Origin of the sequence: Neobacillus solisequens (genome assembly GCF_051233465.1) — a bacterium.
Lineage (GTDB): Bacteria > Bacillota > Bacilli > Bacillales > Cytobacillaceae > Neobacillus.
This window is the reverse complement of record NZ_JBKFGJ010000005.1, coordinates 18,824-41,589: the sequence shown is the minus strand read 5'-3', so window position 1 is coordinate 41,589 and position 22,766 is coordinate 18,824. Positions and strand designations below refer to the sequence as shown.

Sequence of the window (22,766 nt, the reverse complement as noted above, 5' to 3'; positions counted from 1 at the left end):
GGTACTACAAAAACACAAATGTCCATACCGGGTGGACATTTTGTCTGACAAGAAAAAACCAGGAGCACTTCCGTTGTGGTGTGCTCCTAGTTTTTCATTTTTTCTTGATGAATTTGTTTTCTGTGGTGGAGTATTGGTATTGGATGTTTTTGCTGTTGGTTAGAGGGAGGGTGATTTTGTTTCCCTCTAGTTTGAGTTCGGCGAATGCCCCCTTTGTTTGGAAAATGGGTGTAAGGGGGTCATTTTGGGTCCTGCTGCTATTGAGTGAATAGACCCATACATAGGTTTCATCTTGGTTATTGCTGGCTGCTAGGACAATGTTGGATGCGTCATTTGAGGCGTCCGAATCAAAGTCGTGCTCAGCCCCATATAGGGAAAAGCTGTCCCGTAATCGCTCTTTTTTATCAAAAGGGCTGGTTTCTCCATTTACCTCTAGTTTGAGTGGAATGGCCGTATTGGTCGTATCCATTAGATAATAAAGGTTGGTTCCGTCCGGTTGAGGGTGAATATCAATCGTTTGGACCATTTCTCCATTCAGAACGATGCTCCCCTTCTGTAAGCTAGAAAATTGCTTAAAAGATTCTAGCGCGCTCCGTTTTTTGGTTCCAGTTTCCGTTCCGTTCGTCTTGACTGCCTTGGGCGGAGCTACATTCCGATCCCCGAACACAATCCAAGCCCCACCGCCCGCAGCCCCAAGAAGGGCAACAGCCAGTGCCAACGATAGCCCTCGCTTCTTAAAAAGCTTCCCTAGCAGACCCGATGTTTCTAATTCCACTTCTTTTAACAATTCTTTTAAACTGATGTTGCGAATCGTAGCCAATTCCTTCCGATACGCTCGATTTTTCCAAATGGACTCCGGATGATCAACCAAATAGCTTTTCAAGGCCTGCTTATACTGTTTAGAGCCAAGCAGGGCCACATTTTCTCTGATAAAAGAAACGGCTACTTTGGCGCCACCATAGTGGGTCAAATGGGAAAAAAGTCCATTATAATCAACCTCGCCCAGCTCCGATTCAAACGCTAGGACCAAAACCGATAGATGGTCCTGCTGCTGCTCCCCTTGCAATAATCGTCGGAGAGTTTTCCTGAGCTCACCCCGTTCCTGCCGCCTTAGTGTGTGCAAAATGGCCGTTCTACTGTGTCCTGGCTCGCTCAACAACTGATACAAGGCATAGGTAATCGAATAATTCCGCTTAATTCTATCATCTTTAATCCTTACTTCCTTCGGGACTATTTCTCCAAACATCAGCACATCCCGAATGGACAGCTTTTCCAAATCAATTGCATAGAGCAAGCCAACCACAGCTGACTTTAAGAGGTCCTTTTTAAAATGTTGAAAAGCCTGGGGGTCGTCGATGTCTATATCAAAATTCTTGACCGCGCATACTGCCATAAAAGGGTTTTCTGCGGCACGAACCGTAGCAGCGATTGCTTTATTGACGACTGTTCTAAAAATTTCAACATTTAGCAGGAACGGGGCCGCCAACAGCTCGCTGATTTTGGCTAAGACTTCCTCGATCTTTGTCAAAGGCTCTAAGGTTTCTTCTAGATATACCTGTAATAAATCCGCATAAACCAGATGATCATGAATAAAGCTCAATATTGCTTCACAGGTAGGCTTGTCCTGCTCAACCACCTTCCAAAGCTGCTGCAACAGGGGATGTCCTTGATAATACTGAAGGGTACTGAGAATAAACGACAGCGGCTCATCATGCCTGAGGAATGTATTTAACGAAATCACTGTTTGAATAAACTCAGCAGCGATTTCTGCATCGCCCGCTACCCGTTCCTCTTGCAGTAACCTCAAAAACAGCGACAACAAAGCAGGTTTCCGCTCGCTGTTGACTTGTAAAAATTTATTCAATCCCAACAAGTATCCCAATTTATTTTTTCGATAAATCGAAAAATCATCAAGATAAAAATCAGCTAACTGATAGTAACTCGCCAGTTCCAACTTTTGATCGTCAGGCAGCCCGGACAAAGACTCTTCTGCAAACATAAAAAAGTCATCCATGGGCTTTCCCTTGGAAAAATAATCAAGTGCCAAGTCAAGGTATTCATGCTTTTGCCCGGCAATCTCAACCCCGGATATACTCCCGCCTGCAAAATCAAAAATGAACTGCTTTTCCAGAGAGCGATCTCCGAAATTCAAGGTCCCTGGCTCAAAAAACACCACATGCAAATAATTTTTTACAACGGGGTCACTGGTAAACGTTAAGGCCCCGAAACGACGGCGGTGCGCATAAGGCAAATAGCTCCAGATCAGCTCTAATAGCCGCAAAGCCTGTTTGGAATACTCCTGCAAAGGTGACTTAAGGGAAACAAATACTTTTTTCTTGCCGGCGACCGAAGACATAACAGCGAACAGCAGCTGTTTAAACTGCTCCACCGAAATCTCCAAATCGCCGAGAATCCCTTCAGCAGGCCTCTCATCATGTTCAAGATCCTCTAGTTCCTCTAATTTCTGCCCAAGTGAAACATCATAGGAAATGCAAAAACCCGTCATTTGAAACAGTTTCCCGGGATTCTTTATCCATTCTTCCTTGCGCCCCTGGGGTATTACATAGTTGTGCATAAAATACGTGCTGCGTTCCCCTGTAAAATCTGCTGGCACAAACACGGCCTGGCCCACTACAAGGTCACCGGTTTCCGGTTGAAAAATCGTCACCGCCTCCGGATACTGCGTGATATCCTTTTCCCCGCTTGCCACTAAGCTTTTTGGGGAGTCATATAAACAGAAGGGGTGCAAATATTTGCTGACAAATGCTTGATCCAGCCTTGTGGAAATCGCGATCGTATCATAGCCATCCGTTGCATGAAAAATGCCGCCCCGTTCCCGAGTATACATTTGCTGCTGAATTCGATCCTTCAATGTGTATGTCTCCCTTCAATATACCCCAGTTTATACAGCAGCCAAATGAACGGCTCATCGACCCGTATCGGACTAATGATCCCGCTGATCTGCTGATCGACAGGGTTGCTTCCAAGGGCGGACACGGCAAAATAGGAGGTATCACGGAAATAGACATCAAGAGCATTCACAAACGGAACATCAACCTTGGCAAGAAATCTTCGGACCTCGCCATTGATATTGTTGAATTCATCAAGATTAAGATAGCCTTGATGGGTCACATGTTGAAAAATATTGCTGTTCGTACGAATGTACTCTCCTTCTTCCGATTTCAACGCATTCAACAAATCGCTTTTTGTTAAAATAACGGCTGTCGGAATGTTCGTTTTGTTGGTGTCCAGATGGGCGATAAAATCTCCGAATAAGGAAATGACCACCTCACGCGGTTCATCGGCCATCCCGACAATTTTCCCAGGATTTTCACCCAGTTGATGGATTAATTTCTCGCGGATGGAGCGAATCTGCATCGGATCGACCAAAAATAGAATTCCCGAAGAATTCTTGATATGGGCAGCGTGAAGCTGTATATAATCCTTGTCTGTCATCCCCTCGCCGGCAACATCGAAAAACACCAGCGTCAACGGGGCTTGATCCTCATCTTTAAAAACAAATTGAAAAATAAATGGCTCCTGTCGGCGTGTCCTCGCAGTTGAATCGAGCAAGCTGCCATTCTCAAATAAAGGAACCTCATACTCCTGCCGGAATCGTCTGCTAATCTCGTTATCTAGCGGAATGCAGGCAGCATGGAAATTATTTGCCGTTACATGCTGCAAGGTATGAATCAAGGACGTCATGTAGACTGATTTCCCAACAGAGGTCGCGCCGACGATTGATACAATATTGCTGGGATATTTACCGGCGGTTACCGGCAATTCATTGTGGCACTCCGGGCAGAGGCGAGTTTTCGTCACCACCGAGTATTTATCGGAAACCCCCATCAAGACGCGGTCCGAATAAATTTTGTTTTCGTCGGGGATCATCGCCGGTTCTATCACTGCTTCCAAATCAATTGGAGCCAGCCCGAATTTCGCCCGGTACTGATTCAATTTTTCATCCTCCTGTAGTGCCAATGTTTCGTCATCGTCACGGTAATGCGCCGCTCGAAAAACAACATCCTCATGATGGAATTTAGCAAAACAGTAGGGGCAGATGATATCGTAGAAAGGCAGCCGTTCCTTGGCCGGAGGCTTTTTTTCAAACATCTTCTTTAAAATTCCGAACATCTCAAGTCTCTCCTTATTGTGGAATCAGCTCGTAATGCTGGGCCGAGTGCTTTCCGTTTCTGAAAAAGATGCGAATATATTCGTCCTTATCGAGTTCCTTTTCAAATAACTCAGTCGTCCCGGACGGAAAATTACGATTAAACGGGTACACCGTGCCGTCTTCGAGCGAACTCGGGGCGCTGCCGCGTTTTTTCACATACACCAACAAGTCTCTATCAATCGGAAACTCCGTCATAATCGACATTTTCATCAGTTTTTTTGGCTTCAGCCATATTTGTTTATAGCTGATGGAAAAATAAATCTTCGCTTTCGATCCGGTTATATAAGTCAGATTGTCGTCGTTGTCTTGATAGAGCAGTATTAGCCTGCCGTCCCGCTTTTGGCAGGGGATAATCCGATAGGCACTGCGTCCCATCGCTTCTAAGCGCCCTTTGTAACCCTGATTGGCTTTGTATTCCTCTTTGGTATAGAACAACAAATCCCGTTCTTCCAAGTCGTGGAGCTGCTTTAGTTGGTCTACCGGAGCTTTATACAGGTAAACATAATCGACTTCCTTGGGCCAAAACCAGGATAAATGAAGCTCTGAACCTCTGATGGTGGTTCGCACATCCCGAATGGCAAGGGCCGGGGAAGGAAGGGGTTCCCAGTTCATGGTCATCATCCTCCTGTTAAAAACCTTTTCTAATATTATCCTTTTGCGGCTTAGTGCCTCTTATAGAAAAATCAATATCACCGGAATGCCGCGACACCCCGCTTGAAAACTTCTCCCGAATCGGAATGAGTATCGTTCCAAGTCCCGTTACCACTGTTAGTAGAAGATCCGCAAGCAATCTATTATAAAATCCGGAAAATAGTCCAGACTCCAGAACCAAACCCGCTAATACTCCCGAGACCAGTCCGGTGATCGCATAGCTTTTCGCCAGATATCGGTTGTCAAACAGGATTCCAAGACTTAAACCAAACAGCCCGCCAAGTAGGGTCAGCAGGATTACCCGGAGAATGGCCAAATAGGTGCTGTCCTGAAACACTCCAAACCGTTCGTCAATAAGGAGACGGTCCTGATTATCGAGATAAATTTTTTCAAAAACCTTCGATAATTCGTCGGCATTTTTCACATCATGGAACGATCCGCCGGTTTTAGAAGCAATCTTTTTTAGCAACTGTGCGCCGCCCCAGTCAATTTTGCTCATCCCCACGGTATTAATGACAATATCTTCACGCTGATATGGTTCAATCACTTTGCTAAAATCAAGTTTGCTGTAGCCGTCGGAGAAAAGAATAACCATCGGCTTGCGGCCGTTCTGCCGGTTGTCGTCAATCTGCTTCAGTGCCAAGTCTAAGGCACGGCCAATGTTGGTCCCGCCATCATCCTCCAACCCGTTAATTTGGGCAATCGCATCGCCCCGTTCCGGTTTGTCACCAATGGAAAACATCGGTTTCGTAAGGTTAGCCTGGTCATTAAAGGAAATTACCGCAGCCCGGTGGGTGGACTTCATGCCGTCAATCAGCTTGGCAGCAGCTTTCAGGCTCTCATGGTTTGGGTCGGTCTTATTCATGCTGCCAGAAGTATCAAGGACGACCACGAAATCATCCGGCGGCTTCACGCTGGAAAAATTAATAGAATAAAAGAATTGAAATAACAGTCCTGCTGCAAACAGCATTACTAGGGTGGAGGGTACGAGCACCTTCCAGGAAAAACTGGAGTATTCCAGCCGCCAGCGTCGACCGTTGATCACCGGAGTCATCAGCTCCGCCAGCAGGCAGAAGAGCCCGAACAATAGAGCCAGCACCCCAAAATAGGCACCGATTAAAAGAATATTGGGCCAAACTCCGTAAAAAGCATCCAGCAGCCATTCGCCAATTAAGGCACCAAGCAGCCCGGCAATGATGCTAAACATCAACAATAGAAAACTAAACTTTCGAACAGGCATATTTACACCTCCCTTGCAGGACTTCGCTCCCCGGCATGAAGCTCATATCCGTCCTTGATCAGGGCGTTATAATAACGTTCAGCCTTACGATAGTAGGTTAAATCTTTAAGACGGAAGCCGCCCATTAATAATAGCTTTTCAATCCCACTCGATTTTTTTTCGTGGGCACAGCCAACCTTGAAATGCCGGGTATCCTGCTCTTTTTCCAAGGCGTAGTGCATAAATTTGCTGTAAAAATCGCCGATAAAATATTTTTCCTCATAGCGATGTTCCAGGAAGGTTTGAAATACCTCGATATGAATCGCAGCGTTGTCATTCAGGCGATTATAGAGCTGCTTAAACAGTTCCTCCTTAGAAAGAACGTCCTGATTGTCATACTGGGTATGAACATTAGAACGCTCTAATAATTCGTCCTCAAAGCTGCGGTGGAACTCCTCACGAGACAGCACTTCGCGGTTGCAAACGGTAAGGAGCCTTTCCAGTAAGGCATTTGGCTTTTTCAAAAGATGGTATATATTGCCGAAGAATCGCTCGCTCGAAAAGAAGTGAGGGCCATATTTTTCCTTTAGCTTATTCGTGATCTCGCGAATAACATCGGCATAATACTCCGCGATATTTTTATCCAAATAGTCATCGGAATCTTCATGGAGACTCTCGGCAGCCGTTTGTTTGAGAAGGGAGGAGAGCTGATGCATTGTGTCAACCTTTAGACTCAGCTTTTGATGTCGCTCCTCAAGTATCTGTTGATACTGGTGAAGAATTCCCTGCTTCACCTCAAGTTTGAGGACCTCCAATTTTGTTCCATATACATGTTCGAAAAAGTAATCCAAATACAGCTGCAGATTTTTTTTATCACTAAATGGGCGATAGCTTTTTTTGAACTCACACTGATCCACGGTTTGGCGGTACAGCTGATCCAGCCGGATTTCCGCCTCATGAAGTTCATGTTTCGTGTCGCGGAGCTGTTTGTGGATCTCTGCCATCACACTTTCGCCCGTATCGGCCGTCCAACCATATCCGCAGTTGAGGCCGTATTGTTCATTGTTGATGATTTTTTCATATAAGCAGTGTTCTATTTTTGAGCGCAAATCCAAATTCAATACATGTTCGCGAACCGGATCGGCAAAGTTAGCAGCGAAAAAGAGGGTTGTACCTCCCTCGAACAAATAATCCTCCGCTTCGCGTACAGTCATTTTTTTTACGAATTGATAAGAGTTGGTGACAGTCAGCAATCCGTTCATCTCCTCGATTTTGGCAGCGGAAGGGAGGAACTTGGTAAAATATCGCTCAAAGTCGCCTTGAGACAGCTCAAACAATTCGAGTCGTTTTTCCAGTGGGACCGTATCGGCTGTTTCCGAAATGTTCTTGAGATACTCCGTGAAAAAATGGCTTGCTGCATACAGAGCGATGGCTTTGTTGGGGCGGTTCACTCTGGCAAATCCGGCAGAGGCGTAGACTGGTTCAAGAGAGTTTCCACGAGAGGCTCGTTTAAAATCCTGATGAATATAGCTGTCCATTTTTTCATGGTAATCGGTAATCATTTTTCGATTTTTTAACAGATTGAGATAGCTAATCATTTCCACGTTTTGCCTCGGGGCATCACTGGAAATCAGGCCATTTTCATTTTTATCGCTTAAAAAATAAACCAAATCAAATAATGGGGCGGAATGGGTAACAGGCAGTCTTAGATGATGGTCAATGAGTTGGAGCTCTTGTTCAAAGGTATAGTCGTCGCGCTGATACCGATCTAGTTCACGCAAAAAACTGAATCCCATTGATGCAGCAAAGGCAAACTGGTCGTCTTCTTGTTTTTCGCTTAGGAGTCCATATAAATCCACCTCAATGGTCTTGAACGATTCCTGAAGCAGGCTTCTTAACAATAAAGTAAACTCCTGAATCAGGATATTGGCCGGGTCATCGATGGCTGTGACCACACAAAGATGAACCTTTTGCAGGGAAGAAAAGTACTTTCCATTTTCCGCTATTTTTGTGGTTAGCCGTCGATAGGTTTTATTTAATTCGATCAGAAAGTTGTCATCATGGTGGAAGGTATCATAAAGATGTTTGCGCAACTCCTTGCGGTCGAACTCCGGTTTGGGCAGCTGAAAGGAAAACACATTCTGATGGGTAACTGTCTCAGTTTGATAGGCGTGCACATAAAGGACACCCGGGCTGTTATGCCATTTTTCCTCATTGATTTGAATGATGGTGCTTAAGGATTCCTTTACCGAATCCCCCAGTATTAAAAACACAACCGGGTGACGCACACTGCGCTGTTCATGTTGTGACAGACTATTTTGTTCCATCTGATTTGAAAAGGTGTTGGCATACTTTTGCAATAGTTCCTGCAAGCTGTTTCCCCCCTTTTAAGGAGCTACTATAGGTGACACTATAAGGTGACAGGCACCGCCCGTGGACAAATTGGTCGATTTTGTCCACGTGGGGTGGACACCTTTGGTGACAGGCACCAAATTGACTGTGCCAATTTTATGATTTTAATTGACGTAGCATTTCCTGTACTTTGATCATGATTTCTTTGTAGAAATGGTACAGTTCTTCGCCGTTTACAAAGTCTTTATAGTCATAATCCAGTGCTTCTTTTTCTTTTTGGTAGGATGCAGCCATTTCTTCGAGGGCAGCAATTAGCTCGTTTGCATTTTCCTGGCTGATCATTTCATTGCTTCGGCGCTCCGATTTGCGGCCAAGCTGATCCATTTGTTTTGGATGAAGGGATTTAAACGCCCGATAGATTTCGAAATCGACGAATTTCGTTGTCTTCATTAGGTTAACGAATGGTTCCCAGGCGTCCTCTTCCAGCTCTTTGTCATACACAAAAAGGGCACCGCGTTTGCGTATCGTTTTTGTGTACATGGCTTGAAGGAAGGAATTGATTAATTCCTCTTGTTCCTTTTTCCCTTGAAGATAGTGGTCAAGCTCTGTGATTTTCTCCTCAAGCTGGCTGTATTTTTTTACCTCGGCTTTGATTTTTTCAATCAGCTTCGGTGAGCGGATGAAGTTTTCCTTGGCGAGCTCGACACCGGTGCTGCCAAAGATATCACTGGAGGCGGTGGATTCCATATTGCCAGCAAACAGATCTTTCAGTTCACGGAGAAGCTGTTTTACATTACCGAGGCTGGCCTGATCGAGTTGTGTTGGATTGACCCCGTATTTGGCAAACAGCTCGGGAATACTGATTTCTTTCGTAAAATGGCACTTAAATCGGGCACTGGTGTTTTGGTCGGTATCCTTTTCAGTTATGCAGCCGTATTTCTGGGCTTGATCAAATAAGGCGCGGATGCTGGCATTATAGGCTTTAATCCGTTCATTGCTATACGTATCGCCCCATGATTTCTCCGGAAGGGGTGAAGGGAGGTAGGCCCAGTTTTCAGATGCTGTTTGAACAAGATGGCGGCCGACGCCCTCTTTTTCTAGAATCGTTTTTTCATAAGAACGCTCGTACACTTGGAGCGGCGCATAGGCAAATAACGGAACCCCGTTTTTCGTGTTTAACCAGAATATCCGGTTTTTCAGCTCGCTTTCCTTGATAGTGTAGCGGGAATGGCTGAGCGAATGGCGTTCGAAATTTTTGATGCCGTTGAAAATACTTGGTGCCTTAACTGGAACGGACACAAAGCCCCATTGCGGGAAGTGCAGCTGGCCATTGTTGTTAGCTAGATGGAACACGGGCAGGGCATCTTGGTCCAGACGGGCAGCGATTTTTTCCTCAATAATTCGGTCAATCGGCTGATCCTCACCGTATTTAAGCCGTAAAAAGTCTTCCATTGATTTGGTGATCAGATCACCGAACTGGTCAGTTAAGAACTCGGAAACCGTTCCGACGACATCGATATCGGAATCTTGCACCCAGTAAGTTGATTTTTCCAGGAGCATCTCGGACCATTGCTGAACCAATAGCTCGCCATCTTTGGAATCAAACATCCGCTGGATTTCGCGGGCAACGTCAGGGACACTGACTAAATGCCAGTAATAAGTAACACCTTGGTCATGGCGGACTTCTTCACCGTTCACAAGGATATCGGCATTTTTTTGAAAAATTCTTTTCAGGTTTTCAAGGATTTCTTTATAGATTTCATAAATTTTGTTGTTTTGGCTGTTAATGAGTTGGTATAGATCCTCATAAAATTCAATCATTTCCTCGATGCGAGCTTTTTCGGCACGGGCATCATATTCATTCAGCTTGGCCTCTATATAGGCATTCTTTTTCCGGTCCTTCGAGATGAAGGCGCTTCGGGCATCCTCTAATTTATTTAGGGCATATTCCTGTTCAGATTGAATGGCTTTTGGCAGCCGTTCGAGTCGGTCACGCAGCCCTTCGATGTAGGCCTGAATGGTTTTTAGGAGACAGAAGCCGTCCTTGGTGAAAATGAGTCTTGACGCATAAATGGGTCCTTTTTTCGGATGTAAGAAAAGACGTTCGATTTGCTGGCGGAACTCCTCCATGACCTGCCCCGGAAGCTGGAGTTTGCATTTTCGATACTGATCCTTGGCCTTGGCGAGAAATTCCCGCTCTAACTCTTCATCAAGGTTAATGACGTTCGTCCGGATTACGTTATTATAGGAAAAGCGATCGCTGTTTTCATAGCCGGATAATGCTTCAGGCACACGTTCACTAAAACGGTAGTGCACAGAATCCGGGTCTATTCGCAGTTTTTCGGAGAACTGTTCGACGTCAGCTTGGTCAGGATTTGTATCAAACATTCTGTTCATTTTTTCAAAAAGCTTATAGCCGATGTAGGTGGTCATTTCTTCCACAGGGATTTCGGCCATGGAAGCTCCGATGATGTTGTATTGATAATTGGCGGCATATGGCTTCGGCATTTGGGCGATATTGGTGCGGATGTTGCTAATGTAGTCGTGGATGGCAAATTCTTCGCCTGATTGTTTTTCCTCATTGGCCATGAAGTTGGTGATATTTTCTGCGGTGACATTCATGCAGTAATCGTAGGCATTTTCAAGCCATTTACCTTCAAGGTTGGTCCCGGAGATTAAATGGCATAGGTTAAACGGCGGCATAGGGGAGTTGACTTCTAGGAGGCTGCCGTATTTCATGTTGAACCGCTCGTTACGCTCGTCGCAGTTCATCCAATAATCGAGTTCTTTTAAGGCGGCGTAGCCGTTCTTTTCAATGTATTCAACAGTGTGCGAGCTTAGTCCGCGTTTCGATAGGTTAACGTCAGGTGTGAACAGGTAGCCGAGAATGCTGATTTTATCGACACCCGTGGCGCCAAATTTTCGTTCAATGATGCCTCTCGTGATGTAGGAAATATCGAGATAGCAGCCGCTTCCGGTACCGCCGGATAGACCAGTAAGGATAAACACATACAGCTTTTTCCCGCTTCCTTCGAGAACGGCTTCAATTTTTCTTTCAATCGTTTGAACAACTTGGTTGATTTTTGTGAACAAGAGAAGTCGCCCAGCTTGGCGAACTCCGGAGGCTCCGCTGATCCCGTCGGTGATAAGGAGCTCTGGTGACAGCCATTCCTTTATGTATGGCTCAAGGATGCTCCGGTTTTGAAGGAGGCCGCCGATTTCCGGATTGGACAGCAAGACAAACTCCTTATTTGGATCAAGACCAATTCCTTTATATTTCTTATTGCGATCATACTCATTTGTCTCAAACGCCAGAAACTCAATATTATCCGGTTTTTCTTTTTTCTTTCGGGAAAGGGGATCCTGCGGCAGTTTAAACCGCCGATTCACCTGATACTTCAATCGGAGCAGCGCATCAATCCCGGTTCCCCCGAGACCAATCACCAACATCGGATTATCAATCGTATCCACCCGAATCTTCTCCGAAATAATCCCCCCGCCAAGAGAAACATCCAACTGCGAAATATGCTCCCTAACATTTGCCTTCATGTAAAAACTCCTCTCCTGCGATGTATCGTAAATAAAGTGATATAAAAACTGACGACGAATATCCAATAAAGGTGACAGGCACCGCTAATGGACAAAACAGTCACTTTTGTCCGCGTGAGGTGGACACCCTGAGTGGCTGGAACCAAATGGCACATCTGGTGCTTTTCAAAATGCCTAAAAAGGTGTCAGGCACCAATACTAAAAGTATTCGATATAGATGGATTTGTTCACCTGCTTTAGCACGACACGAAGGCGGTCATTGCGTTTGATTGGCAAGCCTTTTTTGGCGTCGACGGCGCGGCCGCTTTTTTCGATGGTGCACCCTGAGTTGTTGATTAGCAGCAGAGCATCGCCTGAGAGCGGCTTGAAGGTGATTTGGTCGGTTTCGGCGAATTCAGGCGCTAGTGAGAGCAGCTGATGCAGGCGGAATTTGCCTTTGAAGCCCTTCAGCTTTTTATATTGCGGACTGGTGCGCTCGCCGGTATCTTCGTCTTTGATTTCCACGACGAACTGGCCGCTAAAGCCTCGGTTGGCATGCTTCACCCTTCTAGCCAAGAAGTACCCCAGTCCGGCCAGTACCAGCAACCCGATCACTCCTAGCCCAACATAAAGCCATGGGAATGCTTTTTCATTTTCGGTACTTCCGGCAGCCGGTTTGGCAGCAGCAGGCGCGGTGGCCCCTTGCATCACTTCAATTTTTTGTGGTGCCGTCTCACGGAAAAAGCTATTATCCTCCGCCCGAACTACAACTTCATATGCAGCCGAATTACCAACCTTGAACTGACCGGTAAAGCCCTGATCCCCGGCTGTCAAAGTCACCTCTTCGTTTTTCCCCTTATCCAAATCCTTCACCAGCAGCTTCGCCTTCATAGATTGATAGATTTCTTGGTTGGAAACGGCGGTCCCATTATCCTCGAAATACGCCCCAATCTGCACCGTATCCCCGGCTTTATAGCTTTGCTTGGCTAGTGACTCCAGCTTAAGCTGCAGGTCATAGTTAAAGACCAAATTAATATCAATTTTATCCTGGGGAACCCCTTTGACCTTCAGCGTCCAGTCCCCCTGAACTGGCTTCATCAGCTTAACTAATGAATAGGTCCGCGAACGCGACAGCAACACCTGATCGGATGGAACCACTAGCTCCTTACCGGAAGGATCCATCAGCTTCACCTCAACCGGCTGGCTGGAAATCAACGAAATATTAGCCTCCAACACGTTTTCATTGGGAACAGTCAACTTTACGTCCTGATAATCCCCGTTCCCGACTAATTGATGAACGGGTACGATCTTTAACTTTAAATGATTGGCAAAAATCTCACTTAAAATCGCCGGCAGCTGGTCAGCCGAACTGGCTTCGAAAAACTTCCCGCCCGTGCTTTTCGCCACATCCGTCAGCACGTTCTTGTTCAGCTTCCCATTTGCGCTCAACCCAATGGTGTAAACCGGATAGCCCTTTGACCTTGCTGCATTGACGGCCTTCGTCAGATCCTCATCCGCTTGCTTCATTGATTTGGACTTTTTCGGATCCAATTCATTATTCCCATCCGCCAACAGCACAATTAGCGGAAAATACCCTTGCTCATGGCTGCTGTCCAGCACCTTTACTGCTTCCTTCATCCCGGAGGAAAGGTCTGTATATGTATATTTTTCAAGGGAATCAATAAATTCCTTTAAATCCTGTTTATCCTGGGCGGAACGGATCGTAACGAGCGCCTTTTCACGCATGACCTCATCTGCATAAGAGATCGCCCCGATTTTATCGCCCTTTAACGAAGCCATATCAATAAACATTTTCATAGCTTCATAGCTAATATTATTAGGGTCACTGCTTTTCATCGAATTACTGACATCAACAACGAGCATCCCCTCAATCCGTGATGTGGCATGTAACGAACTTTCCGCGCGTACATTATAAGAGTGAAAATTCCAGAACAAGAAGATGAAAACTAATAAACTGCTAAACCATTTTTTATTCATCTGTCGAACCTCCACTGGCAGTTTCGTGAAAAACTTACAAATTTTAGTGTTATAATAATATTTTACCACTCCGCCCAGACTATTCCCAAATGATAATTGTCTAGAATTATTAAAATTTTATTATTATAATGAAAATTGATAGGATTTTATGGAAAATATATGAAAATATTGACTTATGATTCTAGCGAAAAAAGGGGAATCGCAATGTATATCACAGTGTTTACAGGTCTACTGGCTATCATTTTATTCCGCAAAGGTTACCAATTATTCAAAAATAAACGAAACAGCAGTACCTATCAGGATATTGATGAAGAGTTAATCATCATGATCAATGAAGGTGATTCCATTGGCTAAAAAAGCTTTCCAATTTTCAAAAAGATATCGAACAACATTTCACTTCCAAAAGCTTAAGATGTGCAAGAAATGCAATCGCTACTCCGTATTGAATGAGGAGTCCTGTCCAAAATGCGGAACACCTTTTATCGGCATCGAAATCCTCACGAAAAAAATAGTGAAAAATCGTTTACTTAACGAAATCCTATGGATCTTAATTTTTGTCTGTATTGGTATCATTGCCTCCCCGACTGTACAAACACTTTATTACACCCTCATCTCCGGCAGTACTTTTTGCATGGGGTATATCGTTCTTACTTCAAGTTTTTTCAAAACCGAGTATGTAACCGAATTAAAGAAACTGTTGCGGGTTGATTTGCGAAAAATTAAAGCAGGACTCCACTATGACAGTGAGCTGGCAAAGGAGGACACCAAAGCGGGGCGGCTTGTTTCAGCATACGAAAAACTGCGAGAGATTGGTGAGTTTATCCATGCTGACCAAGTGAAAATCCGCCGAATCATGATTCTTAACGATATTATCCTCAGAACTGACATGGACCTTGAACTCGAGTCACTGATTCCGTCCCGTTATGATAAAGACTTTGTCAACTATGCGTTGGAAATTTTAAAACTGAAGCGAAATCTGTTTACCAAAAAGTGTATCGCCTATTTTGTAACGCATCGTCTGGAGATTATCCGAGATTTCGGCGTGACACCCCTCATTGCTGCAGCCGGTACAGCGTTGCGGATGAAGCTTTATATCCTTGAGTTTTCAGGGTTCATCGAAGATTTCCTAGAGTATCTTCCTAAGGATCGGATTCTCAGGCTTTGCCAAATGATGTACGCGAATCCTGATGTCAACTGGGGCAGCCTTGGTGAAAAGACCCAGCGATTAGTGGCTGTGAAATATCATTACGACCCCGATTTTAAGCGGTTTGCTTTAGAAGAAAGGATTCCAGATTATGCTCAAACTTAGTGTTTATAAAAAAGTTAACATTTCGAGGAATATTCTTATCGTCATTTTCGTACTCCTCCTGGTACTTGTTGCAGGTAAATGGGTGATGGCACATGAAAAATTAGCTGATTATCAGGAAGCGATAAAATTGTATCATGACGGGAAGTTGGTGGCGGCCGAGAAAAAGTTCCGCGAAGCAAAGCTCAATGTGGCCGTTATCGACCATAATGCTGAAATAAAGGAGAAGCTTTCAATATTATCTCCGATCCGCGAGAAAATGGAGGACTACTCTGACAATGCCGACAGTTATTATAAAAAGAAGGACTTGAAACAGCTTGTCAAATTGTATAAGGAATGGCAGGTCACTAGTAAAAATTGGCTGAATGGAACTCCAATACAAAAGGATATGTATGGAGAGATGCTTGCTTTGACTGGTCTTGATCAGGAGTTATCCCGCTACTTTTCACGTTTAAAAGAAACGGAATGGGCTAAGTTATCAAACCGTTATCCGGATGAAACAGCAATTCATAAAAATGTAAACATGATTCCTGCGGAGTACTATGGAGGGGAGGTCGCCAAGAAAAAGGCGATTCGCAGCTCTTTCCAAACCTATTACGCTAGCAGAATTGAAAAGTTGATATCAGCAAATGCTTCGGTTGTAGAAATAGTCGACGAAAGCGGACGGCAATTTGGCTTGCTGGCGCAATTTTCAATAGATTCCATCTGGCTGAAAGAGGAACTGGACCGCTACTTGGTAAAGGTGCTGACGGCGGCAATCACCAAGAAAGACTATACCGCTTTTGCCGGACAGGCTAGCACGATTCAAAAACTGTCGGCTGAAATGGGAGATGCCAATGTATTTTCTTTTATAGGACGAACGAAGGAGAGCCTGTTGGAAAAGGCAAAAAATTTCATGGCCGGAAAAAAGTTTGATGACGCCATTGCTATTTATGAGGCGTTAGAGCCTTTAGTTGATACAGGTCAATTAATAGCAGACGCCAATCAGGCCTGGGACCAGGCGGAACCGATTCGGGTGCTGAAGCGGCAATTTGCAGACAAGGAGTTCACAAGCTTTGTTGATGCACGAAATAAATGGGGGGCTAACAGTGTTGTGGCTGCAATTTCCAAAGATGGCGGCCTATATTTTGGCAAACTTACAGGCAACAATCCGATGTCGGTGGTGCAAGGAAGTTTAGACGGAACACAGGCTGTAAATCAGTTAGGGTTCAATAGCAAACTAAGCGCATCCGACACTCCTGTAATCTTTATTGATGCGAAATCTTCAACTCGGAAACATCGCTATTTGGCCTATGAAGTCCGGGGCGAATCATTAAGAAAAATTCTGGATATCGACGCAGACAATTTAACAGTTGAGTCGAAGGGTGTAGTGGTAGTGGACAACCCAGTAGGAAAAGGCGAGGGAGAGCTCAGCTATTATGAGGCAGATGGCAGCGGAGACTACCGTTTTACCAAGATAAAGGTCGATTTTGTTGATATTGATGTAAAAGACATTCTGAAATATAACAACCGAAAAGTACGTTTCACTGCATTCATGGCATCAAAAACCAACGAGGGTGCACTGGTGGTGTTATCAGAAGAATTCAATGCCAGCAAATCCCGAATGGAAAAGAAGTACTTATTACTGAAAGGTCGTGTGGATCTGACCATTTATCAAAATTACTCAATTATTGGCGTCCTTCATGGATATGATACCATTACGAATGAATACGACGAACTGGTTGAAGTTCCGGTGTTTCAGGTGGAAAAAGTGGAATAGAGAATGGGCCAGCCTCAATAGGGAGGCTGGTTATTATTATGTGGGGAGGATAAATTTTAACAGAGCATCTGAAGGACATCCCGCGAGAAAACCGGCCCAGAGAATTCCGATAGAATGGGTCTCCAGGAATTCCCGCTACAAAAAAATAAAAGAGAAGACCGATAGAACCGATGCAAAACATTCACTCTCCAAAAAATAATAAGAGATGTCCAAGAAAGCCACATTCTTCCCAAGACACCCCTTATTAAACCAGCTCAAAAGCTCTATTTCACCTCCGAAACCGTAAAAAACCGATTAAACACCCCGACCGTTGTAAGCTTCCCCATCCCGGCGTCCGTAAAGTCCGTTTTATAAATTGAAAAGACAAAGTAATCTTTTTGCGTAGTGCCAGCGTCAAAGAGAGGCTTTCCGGCAACCGACAATATTCCTTTTTGCAAAATATTGGAGGATTGGTCCATCTTCTTGTGGTTGATCCAGTCGATGTATTCTGTTCGGCTTGGGTTCGTGTTGGATAGGACATAAATAACGGCAATTAAGAGAATGAGTGAAAACATGCGTCTCATTTTTCTCGGCTCCTATTCTATAAAAAATTGGCTTGTACATTCATATGACAGTATCGCCGGAAAAATAACAAAACAAACGTTTGAAACCGCCTGACACCATGCAAAAGAAGCTTCTACTTTCTAATCTCTACGAATAAAATAAGGTGATAATGGCAATTTCCTATGTTAAATTAGTACTATTATAAACTCTCAAATAAAAGGGGATATCTTCATGAAGAGAACATGGAAATGGATGATTGCCAGCGTGTTATTCCTTATTCTCTTAAACGGTTTGGGGATAGCCGCGGTATATATGTTGGGAAGATAGCAGAGATAAATTTTACAAGCAGGGGCTGACGGGATGACGACGAATCTAACACAAACAATTTCGAAAAAGTTACTTGTTGCGCTACTGATTGTAGCAATTGGGGCTGAAATATTGCTTTATGTCAGCCGTTATAGTTATTTGGCCAGCACACTGTATGATGCGGTGATGGTGGCTTCCATTTTTGTGGGTATGAAGCTGCATCCTCGCCTAAGGGATGAACACGCTGCCCCGAAAACAAAGCGGCAGCTGACCCTACAATTTACCGGTGCCTTTTTGCTTTTTTTTCTCGGGAGTACGATCATTAATGTCTATTCCAATATGGTGTTTAAGGATTTTAGCACTGACTATGATCAATATGTGCAGGCCTATACGGAAATCCAGTCTGGAGTTCCAGAAAATCATGCTCCTAAAATGACTCCATTTTGGTCGTTTATTGATAAGATTGATACGATTGGAGATGATCTATATACGGATTCCTTGGCCGGCCTTGAAGAGGTTTGGCGTCTGGCCTACATCATTCTTATTCTCTTAGTGTGCAAAAAGCTATTTTCCAAACGATGGGAGACGGGTTCAAGGGATCCTTTTCTGATGGTTGCGCTATTTTTGACTTCGGTTATTTTTGGTGTGGACCATACTTTGGATACCGAGTCTGCTTGGACGGTGAAAATTGGCACAATCGTGACATTTACCAATATGGGTTTCCTTTTTGGTATCATCCTGTTATGGACACGTAATCTGTGGCTGACCGTGCTGGTCCATTCTATTTATGACATAACCGCCACGGTGTCTTGGTACTATCTCGATTATGCCGTTGAATTATTTGCTCTTGTTGTATTAATCGTCCATATCACACTATTTATTATGGAAAAAAGGAAAAATCGTCAAATAAGATTGGTGGAGAACGTCCACACAAATATTGCGGAATAGGAAAGGCAGCGACCACTAAACAGTCGCTGTCTTTCTTTTTCAATGAGGCGAGGCCCTATCCAGATGCCACTCCTTTGCATATATAAATAGTAGAGGAGAGGATATGTATGAATATTATTCAGCGACTGATCCCGGCATCTAATAAAGAAACACGGCCGGGAATTAGAATGGTGCCTATGTACATTACGATCCATGAAACTGATAATCCGGCTCGGGGTGCAGATGCAGTTGCGCACGCCCGGCTGCAAGAACGCGGTAATAGCAGGCAGGCTTCGTGGCATATGCAAGTTGATGAAAATCAGGCGATCCAATCCATTCCATTTGATGAAATTGCCTGGGCAGCTGGGGATGGCCGTAATGGGCTAGGGAATACAAAGTCGATTCATATTGAAATTTGTGTCAATGCTGATGGAGATTACCAGAAGGCAGTACGGAATACAAGTGAAGTGGTTCGGGAGTTGATGGTGCGGTTTCGTATTCCCATCTCCAATATTGTTCAACATAACCATTGGACTGGAAAAAACTGTCCGAGGTATTTAAGAAGTGGAGAAAAAGGTATTAATTGGAATGACTTTATCGCTATGTTAAAAAGAAACACGGTTCAGGTTGAGCCGATTGTACCAGCGGATCCTGTATTTGTTAAGAGTAACACAATTATTCAGAGGGTCCGTGCGCTGGTGAGGACCGATATCCGAAAAGCACCGACACATCTCTCCGAATTTGTTCGGGACACTGAGCCAGGAGAAGTATTTGATGTGTACGCCCGTCAAGGAGATTGGCATAATGTTGGCGGTGCAAACTGGATTGATGGAAACGGTGGGCAGAATCTTTATTGGATTGATAACCCTGCAGCGCGTAACAAACAAGCTGATAGCATCCCATACCCAGGTCATTTGATTCAAAGAGGCTCAAGTGGAGAAAATGTTTTGCGAATCCAGCAAATGTTGGGAGTTAGTCCAACAGGAACATTTGGACCGAGAACAGAAGCAGCTGTAAGAGAGTTCCAAAAGCAACATGGTCTTAGTGTCGATGGAATAGTGGGGTCGAAAACGTGGACAGCTATATTTTAGAAAAAAGGAGTTGAAGCCAATTATTTTTGGTTAAGCTCCTTTCCTGTTTATTTTGAAAAACAGGATAAAAGTATTGTTTTATAATTGTCGAAAATTGTAATTTTATGAAAAGCAATAAATAAAAATAGTAGTATATTACTTTTTATCTTTCTGACGGGTAGTACAAATTAATAGTAAAATAGGAAATAGATTTCCAAGAAAAATGTCGAATGGTGATTGTCGAAAAAATAATAGTTTGCTATTATTAGTCTGTATTGTTATGAAACTATATAAATCTATCTAAAATAGAGGTGAATATGATTAAAAAGAAAACAAAAAAACTACTATTGTTTGCCTCTTTTTTTACTACATTAGCAGTATTTGGTCAACATAAAGCTTTGGCAAGCAATGTAGCTTTGCTCCCAACTGGATATATTGATTTACCTACTCAAAGTTCAACGATTAAAGACGACATGATCGTTAAAGGATGGTTTTTGGACGGAAACGGCGTAGCAAAAATCGATGTTCTCGTCGATGGAAAAATCATCGGACAAGCTCAATATGGCCTGTCACGCCCGGATGTAGCCAGAGTATATCCGCAATATAATAATCAAAATTCAGGATATAACCTGGTTTTGAGCTCAAAGACACTCACAAATGGTCCACACACGGTGACAGTTCGAGAGACTGGCAAAACCGGTGCTACCAAAACGCTGGACAGCACGAAGGTTAATGTACAAAATGCGATAGCAGCTGCCGTAAGGGGCTGTATGGATTTTCCAACTAATGGTGCAACAGTTAAGGGTGACATGACTGTCAGCGGCTGGTTCTTAGATACAAGCGGTGTTTCTAAAATTGATGTCCTAGTTGATGGCAAAAGTGTGGGACAAGCCCAGTACGGTTTATCCAGACCAGATGTCGCGAGAGTTTTTCCAAGTTTTAACAATACGAATTCTGGTTACAAGTTAACTTTTAACACGAGCAGCCTTTCAAACGGTCAGCACACCGTGACTGTTAAAGAGACCGGGAAGAACGGTGGTAGCACTACTCTTAGCAGTGCAAAGGTAAATGTACAAAATACTTTAGCAAGAGGCTGGATGGATACACCTTTAAATAATGACTCGATTAAAGGTAAAATGGACGTTAGCGGCTGGTTCCTAGACGCAAGCGGAGTTTCCAAGGTTGAGGTCTTGATTGATGGCAAAAATATGGGACAAGCTCAGTACGGTCTATCTCGTCCAGATGTAGCGAAAGTATTCCCTAGTTACAAAAATGGCAATTCGGGTTACAAGTTATCAGTTGATACTACTAGCCTTACGGCAGGACAGCATACTGTAACGGTTCGAGAGACGGGGAAAAATGGTTCAACGACTACACTAAATAGTGTAAAAGTAAATGTGCAGAATCCGGAACCAAAGGGATCATTGGATGTTCCCGTAAATGGCGCAACGATTAAAGGCGACATGGTAGTCAGCGGTTGGTTTTTAGATGTAAGCGGCGTATCTAAGATTGAAGTCTTAATTGACGGCAAAAGTGTAGACGTCGCCCAGTATGGTCTTCCACGAGCTGATGTCTATAGAGCATTTCCAGCCTATAACAATACCAATGCCGGTTATAAGCTACTTTTTAATACGAGAAGTTTAGCAAATGGCCAACATACGGTAACGGTAAAAGAGGCGGGCCAAAACGGAGTTTCCAATACGTTAAACAGCGTTAAGGTAAACGTGCAAAATCCTCCGGCAATCGGTTCGATTGATTCGCCATTAAATGGTTCGATAGTTAAAGGCGACATGGTGGTTAGCGGTTGGTTTTTAGACTTGAGCGGTGTCTCCACGATTGAAGTATTGATGGATGGCAAAAGTATTGGTACAGCCACTTATGGAAGTGACCGTCCTGATGTCCTTAATGCCTATCCGGATTTCCAAAATTCTAACTCTGGATACAAGTTAACCGTGAATAGTTTAATGTTTTCTGAAGGTCAACATACCATTACTGTGAAAGAAACTGGAAAAAATGGCTCGATTACTACTATTAATAATACAATTTTTGTTTCTAATGGAAATCCTTATTTGCAAATCGATTTAAGAAAGCCATCGAATATCACAGCAGCTGACATTATTGATTTTTTCAATAAAAAGAATCATGCTGACAGTCCATTAAAAGATTACGCTCAATACTTTATTGATGCACAGAGCAAGTATGGTGTGAATGCACAGTATCTTGTTGCCCATGCGATTTGGGAAACAGGTTGGGGCGGGTCCAATTTAAAAAACTATAAGCACAACCTATTTGGTTATGGTGCCTATGATTCCTGTCCTTTTACTTGTGGATATTATTTCCCGACAGCAGGAGACAGTATTAATTATGAAGCCTTTGTTGTCAGACGGGATTATCTGAACTCTACAGGAAGTTACTATAATGGTCCGACTTTAACAGGAATGAATGTTAGATATGCAACGGATCCAAATTGGGCGAATGGCATTGCAAATCTCATGCTGGGCCTTAAACCGTTTGATGCAGCTCAATATTTTAAATCAAATGTTATGGGAGCTTCATCAACAGATCCTCCATTGTTTGGAAGGGATATTCCAGCAGGAAAACCATACCCATCGGATATTATTATTAACAACACTGTAGATACTTATGCAACCGTTAATCCAGGTGGCGTTACGCTAAGATCATTACCGTACGTCTCCGCTTCCACATCTCTGAAATCTTTAGCAGCTGGAACGAATGTAAAAGTATTAGGATACAATACAGATGTTTTATACTACCAGGGAGATGCGACCAAATATCCATACGACTACCGTTGGTACCGGGTTTTAGCCAATGGCCAGCAAGGCTGGGTATATGGAGGGGCATTAACGTTTAAGTAAAAATGTGCACTGAAAGGATAACTCATTTCCGGGTTATCCTTTTTTGCTAGTATAATT

The 22,766-nt window shown here is 43.8% G+C and carries 14 protein-coding genes; 6 read left to right on the top strand and 8 right to left on the bottom strand.

All coding sequences use genetic code 11. The features are described 5' to 3' along the window. Window positions 1-94: 94 nt before the first annotated feature. The 7 genes from ACI3K6_RS07210 to ACI3K6_RS07180 all read right to left on the bottom strand — a co-directional run bounded on the left by ACI3K6_RS07210 (window position 95) and on the right by ACI3K6_RS07180 (window position 13,922). Complete coding sequence (locus ACI3K6_RS07210; protein WP_435554280.1) at window positions 95-2,872, bottom strand: GAP1-N2 domain-containing protein; 2,778 nt, start codon at window positions 2,870-2,872, stop codon at window positions 95-97. Continuing rightward, on the bottom strand, window positions 2,869-4,134 hold the full coding sequence (locus ACI3K6_RS07205; RefSeq protein WP_435554279.1) for a TRAFAC clade GTPase domain-containing protein: 1,266 nt from the start codon (window positions 4,132-4,134) through the stop codon (window positions 2,869-2,871). The genes ACI3K6_RS07210 and ACI3K6_RS07205 overlap by 4 nt, the downstream gene beginning before the upstream one ends. A 13-nt stretch (window positions 4,135-4,147) precedes the next feature. Continuing rightward, window positions 4,148-4,786 (bottom strand): beta-mannanase, encoded by a 639-nt coding sequence (locus ACI3K6_RS07200; protein WP_335475322.1) that lies wholly within the window; start codon window positions 4,784-4,786, stop codon window positions 4,148-4,150. Between the two features lie 16 nt (window positions 4,787-4,802). Beyond that, the gene (locus tag ACI3K6_RS07195; protein WP_435554278.1) at window positions 4,803-6,065 is read right to left on the bottom strand and encodes a vWA domain-containing protein; all 1,263 of its coding nucleotides are present in this window, start codon (window positions 6,063-6,065) and stop codon (window positions 4,803-4,805) included. A 2-nt stretch (window positions 6,066-6,067) separates the two neighbouring features. Then, on the bottom strand, window positions 6,068-8,416 hold the full coding sequence (locus tag ACI3K6_RS07190; protein WP_435554277.1) for a hypothetical protein: 2,349 nt from the start codon (window positions 8,414-8,416) through the stop codon (window positions 6,068-6,070). 136 nt (window positions 8,417-8,552) lie between these two features. After that, entirely contained in the window at window positions 8,553-11,945 is a 3,393-nt protein-coding gene (locus ACI3K6_RS07185) for a tubulin-like doman-containing protein (RefSeq protein WP_435554276.1), read from the bottom strand. Between the two features lie 198 nt (window positions 11,946-12,143). After that, window positions 12,144-13,922, bottom strand: coding sequence for a vWA domain-containing protein (locus ACI3K6_RS07180; protein ID WP_435554275.1), 1,779 nt, complete (start codon window positions 13,920-13,922; stop codon window positions 12,144-12,146). A 204-nt stretch (window positions 13,923-14,126) separates the two neighbouring features. On the opposite strand from ACI3K6_RS07180, the gene ACI3K6_RS07175 reads away from it, so the two are divergent. Genes ACI3K6_RS07175 through ACI3K6_RS07165 form a run of 3 tightly spaced genes read left to right on the top strand, consistent with a single transcriptional unit; the run spans window position 14,127 to window position 16,987 of the window. Then, complete coding sequence (locus ACI3K6_RS07175) at window positions 14,127-14,276, top strand: hypothetical protein (protein WP_435554274.1); 150 nt, start codon at window positions 14,127-14,129, stop codon at window positions 14,274-14,276. Beyond that, the gene (locus ACI3K6_RS07170) at window positions 14,269-15,231 is read left to right on the top strand and encodes a hypothetical protein (protein WP_435554273.1); all 963 of its coding nucleotides are present in this window, start codon (window positions 14,269-14,271) and stop codon (window positions 15,229-15,231) included. Before ACI3K6_RS07175 ends, ACI3K6_RS07170 begins: the two co-directional genes overlap by 8 nt. Continuing rightward, entirely contained in the window at window positions 15,218-16,987 is a 1,770-nt protein-coding gene (locus tag ACI3K6_RS07165) for a hypothetical protein (RefSeq protein ID WP_435554272.1), read from the top strand. The genes ACI3K6_RS07170 and ACI3K6_RS07165 overlap by 14 nt, the downstream gene beginning before the upstream one ends. A gap of 263 nt (window positions 16,988-17,250) precedes the next feature. On the opposite strand, the gene ACI3K6_RS07160 is transcribed toward ACI3K6_RS07165, so the two are convergent. Next, window positions 17,251-17,550, bottom strand: a complete 300-nt coding sequence (locus tag ACI3K6_RS07160; protein ID WP_335475341.1) for a DUF4359 domain-containing protein — start codon at window positions 17,548-17,550, stop codon at window positions 17,251-17,253. 340 nt (window positions 17,551-17,890) lie between these two features. Here ACI3K6_RS07160 and ACI3K6_RS07155 point away from each other — a divergent pair, with 340 nt between their 5' ends. The 3 genes from ACI3K6_RS07155 (at window position 17,891) to ACI3K6_RS07145 (ending at window position 22,709) form a co-directional block, all read left to right on the top strand. Further along, window positions 17,891-18,784 (top strand): CPBP family glutamic-type intramembrane protease, encoded by an 894-nt coding sequence (locus tag ACI3K6_RS07155; RefSeq protein WP_435554271.1) that lies wholly within the window; start codon window positions 17,891-17,893, stop codon window positions 18,782-18,784. A 107-nt stretch (window positions 18,785-18,891) separates the two neighbouring features. Beyond that, window positions 18,892-19,854 (top strand): peptidoglycan recognition protein family protein, encoded by a 963-nt coding sequence (locus ACI3K6_RS07150; RefSeq protein ID WP_435554270.1) that lies wholly within the window; start codon window positions 18,892-18,894, stop codon window positions 19,852-19,854. A gap of 296 nt (window positions 19,855-20,150) precedes the next feature. Next, a complete protein-coding gene (locus ACI3K6_RS07145; protein ID WP_435554269.1) occupies window positions 20,151-22,709 on the top strand; it encodes an Ig-like domain-containing protein in 2,559 nt (852 codons plus the stop codon). The last annotated feature ends 57 nt before the right edge of the window (window positions 22,710-22,766 follow it).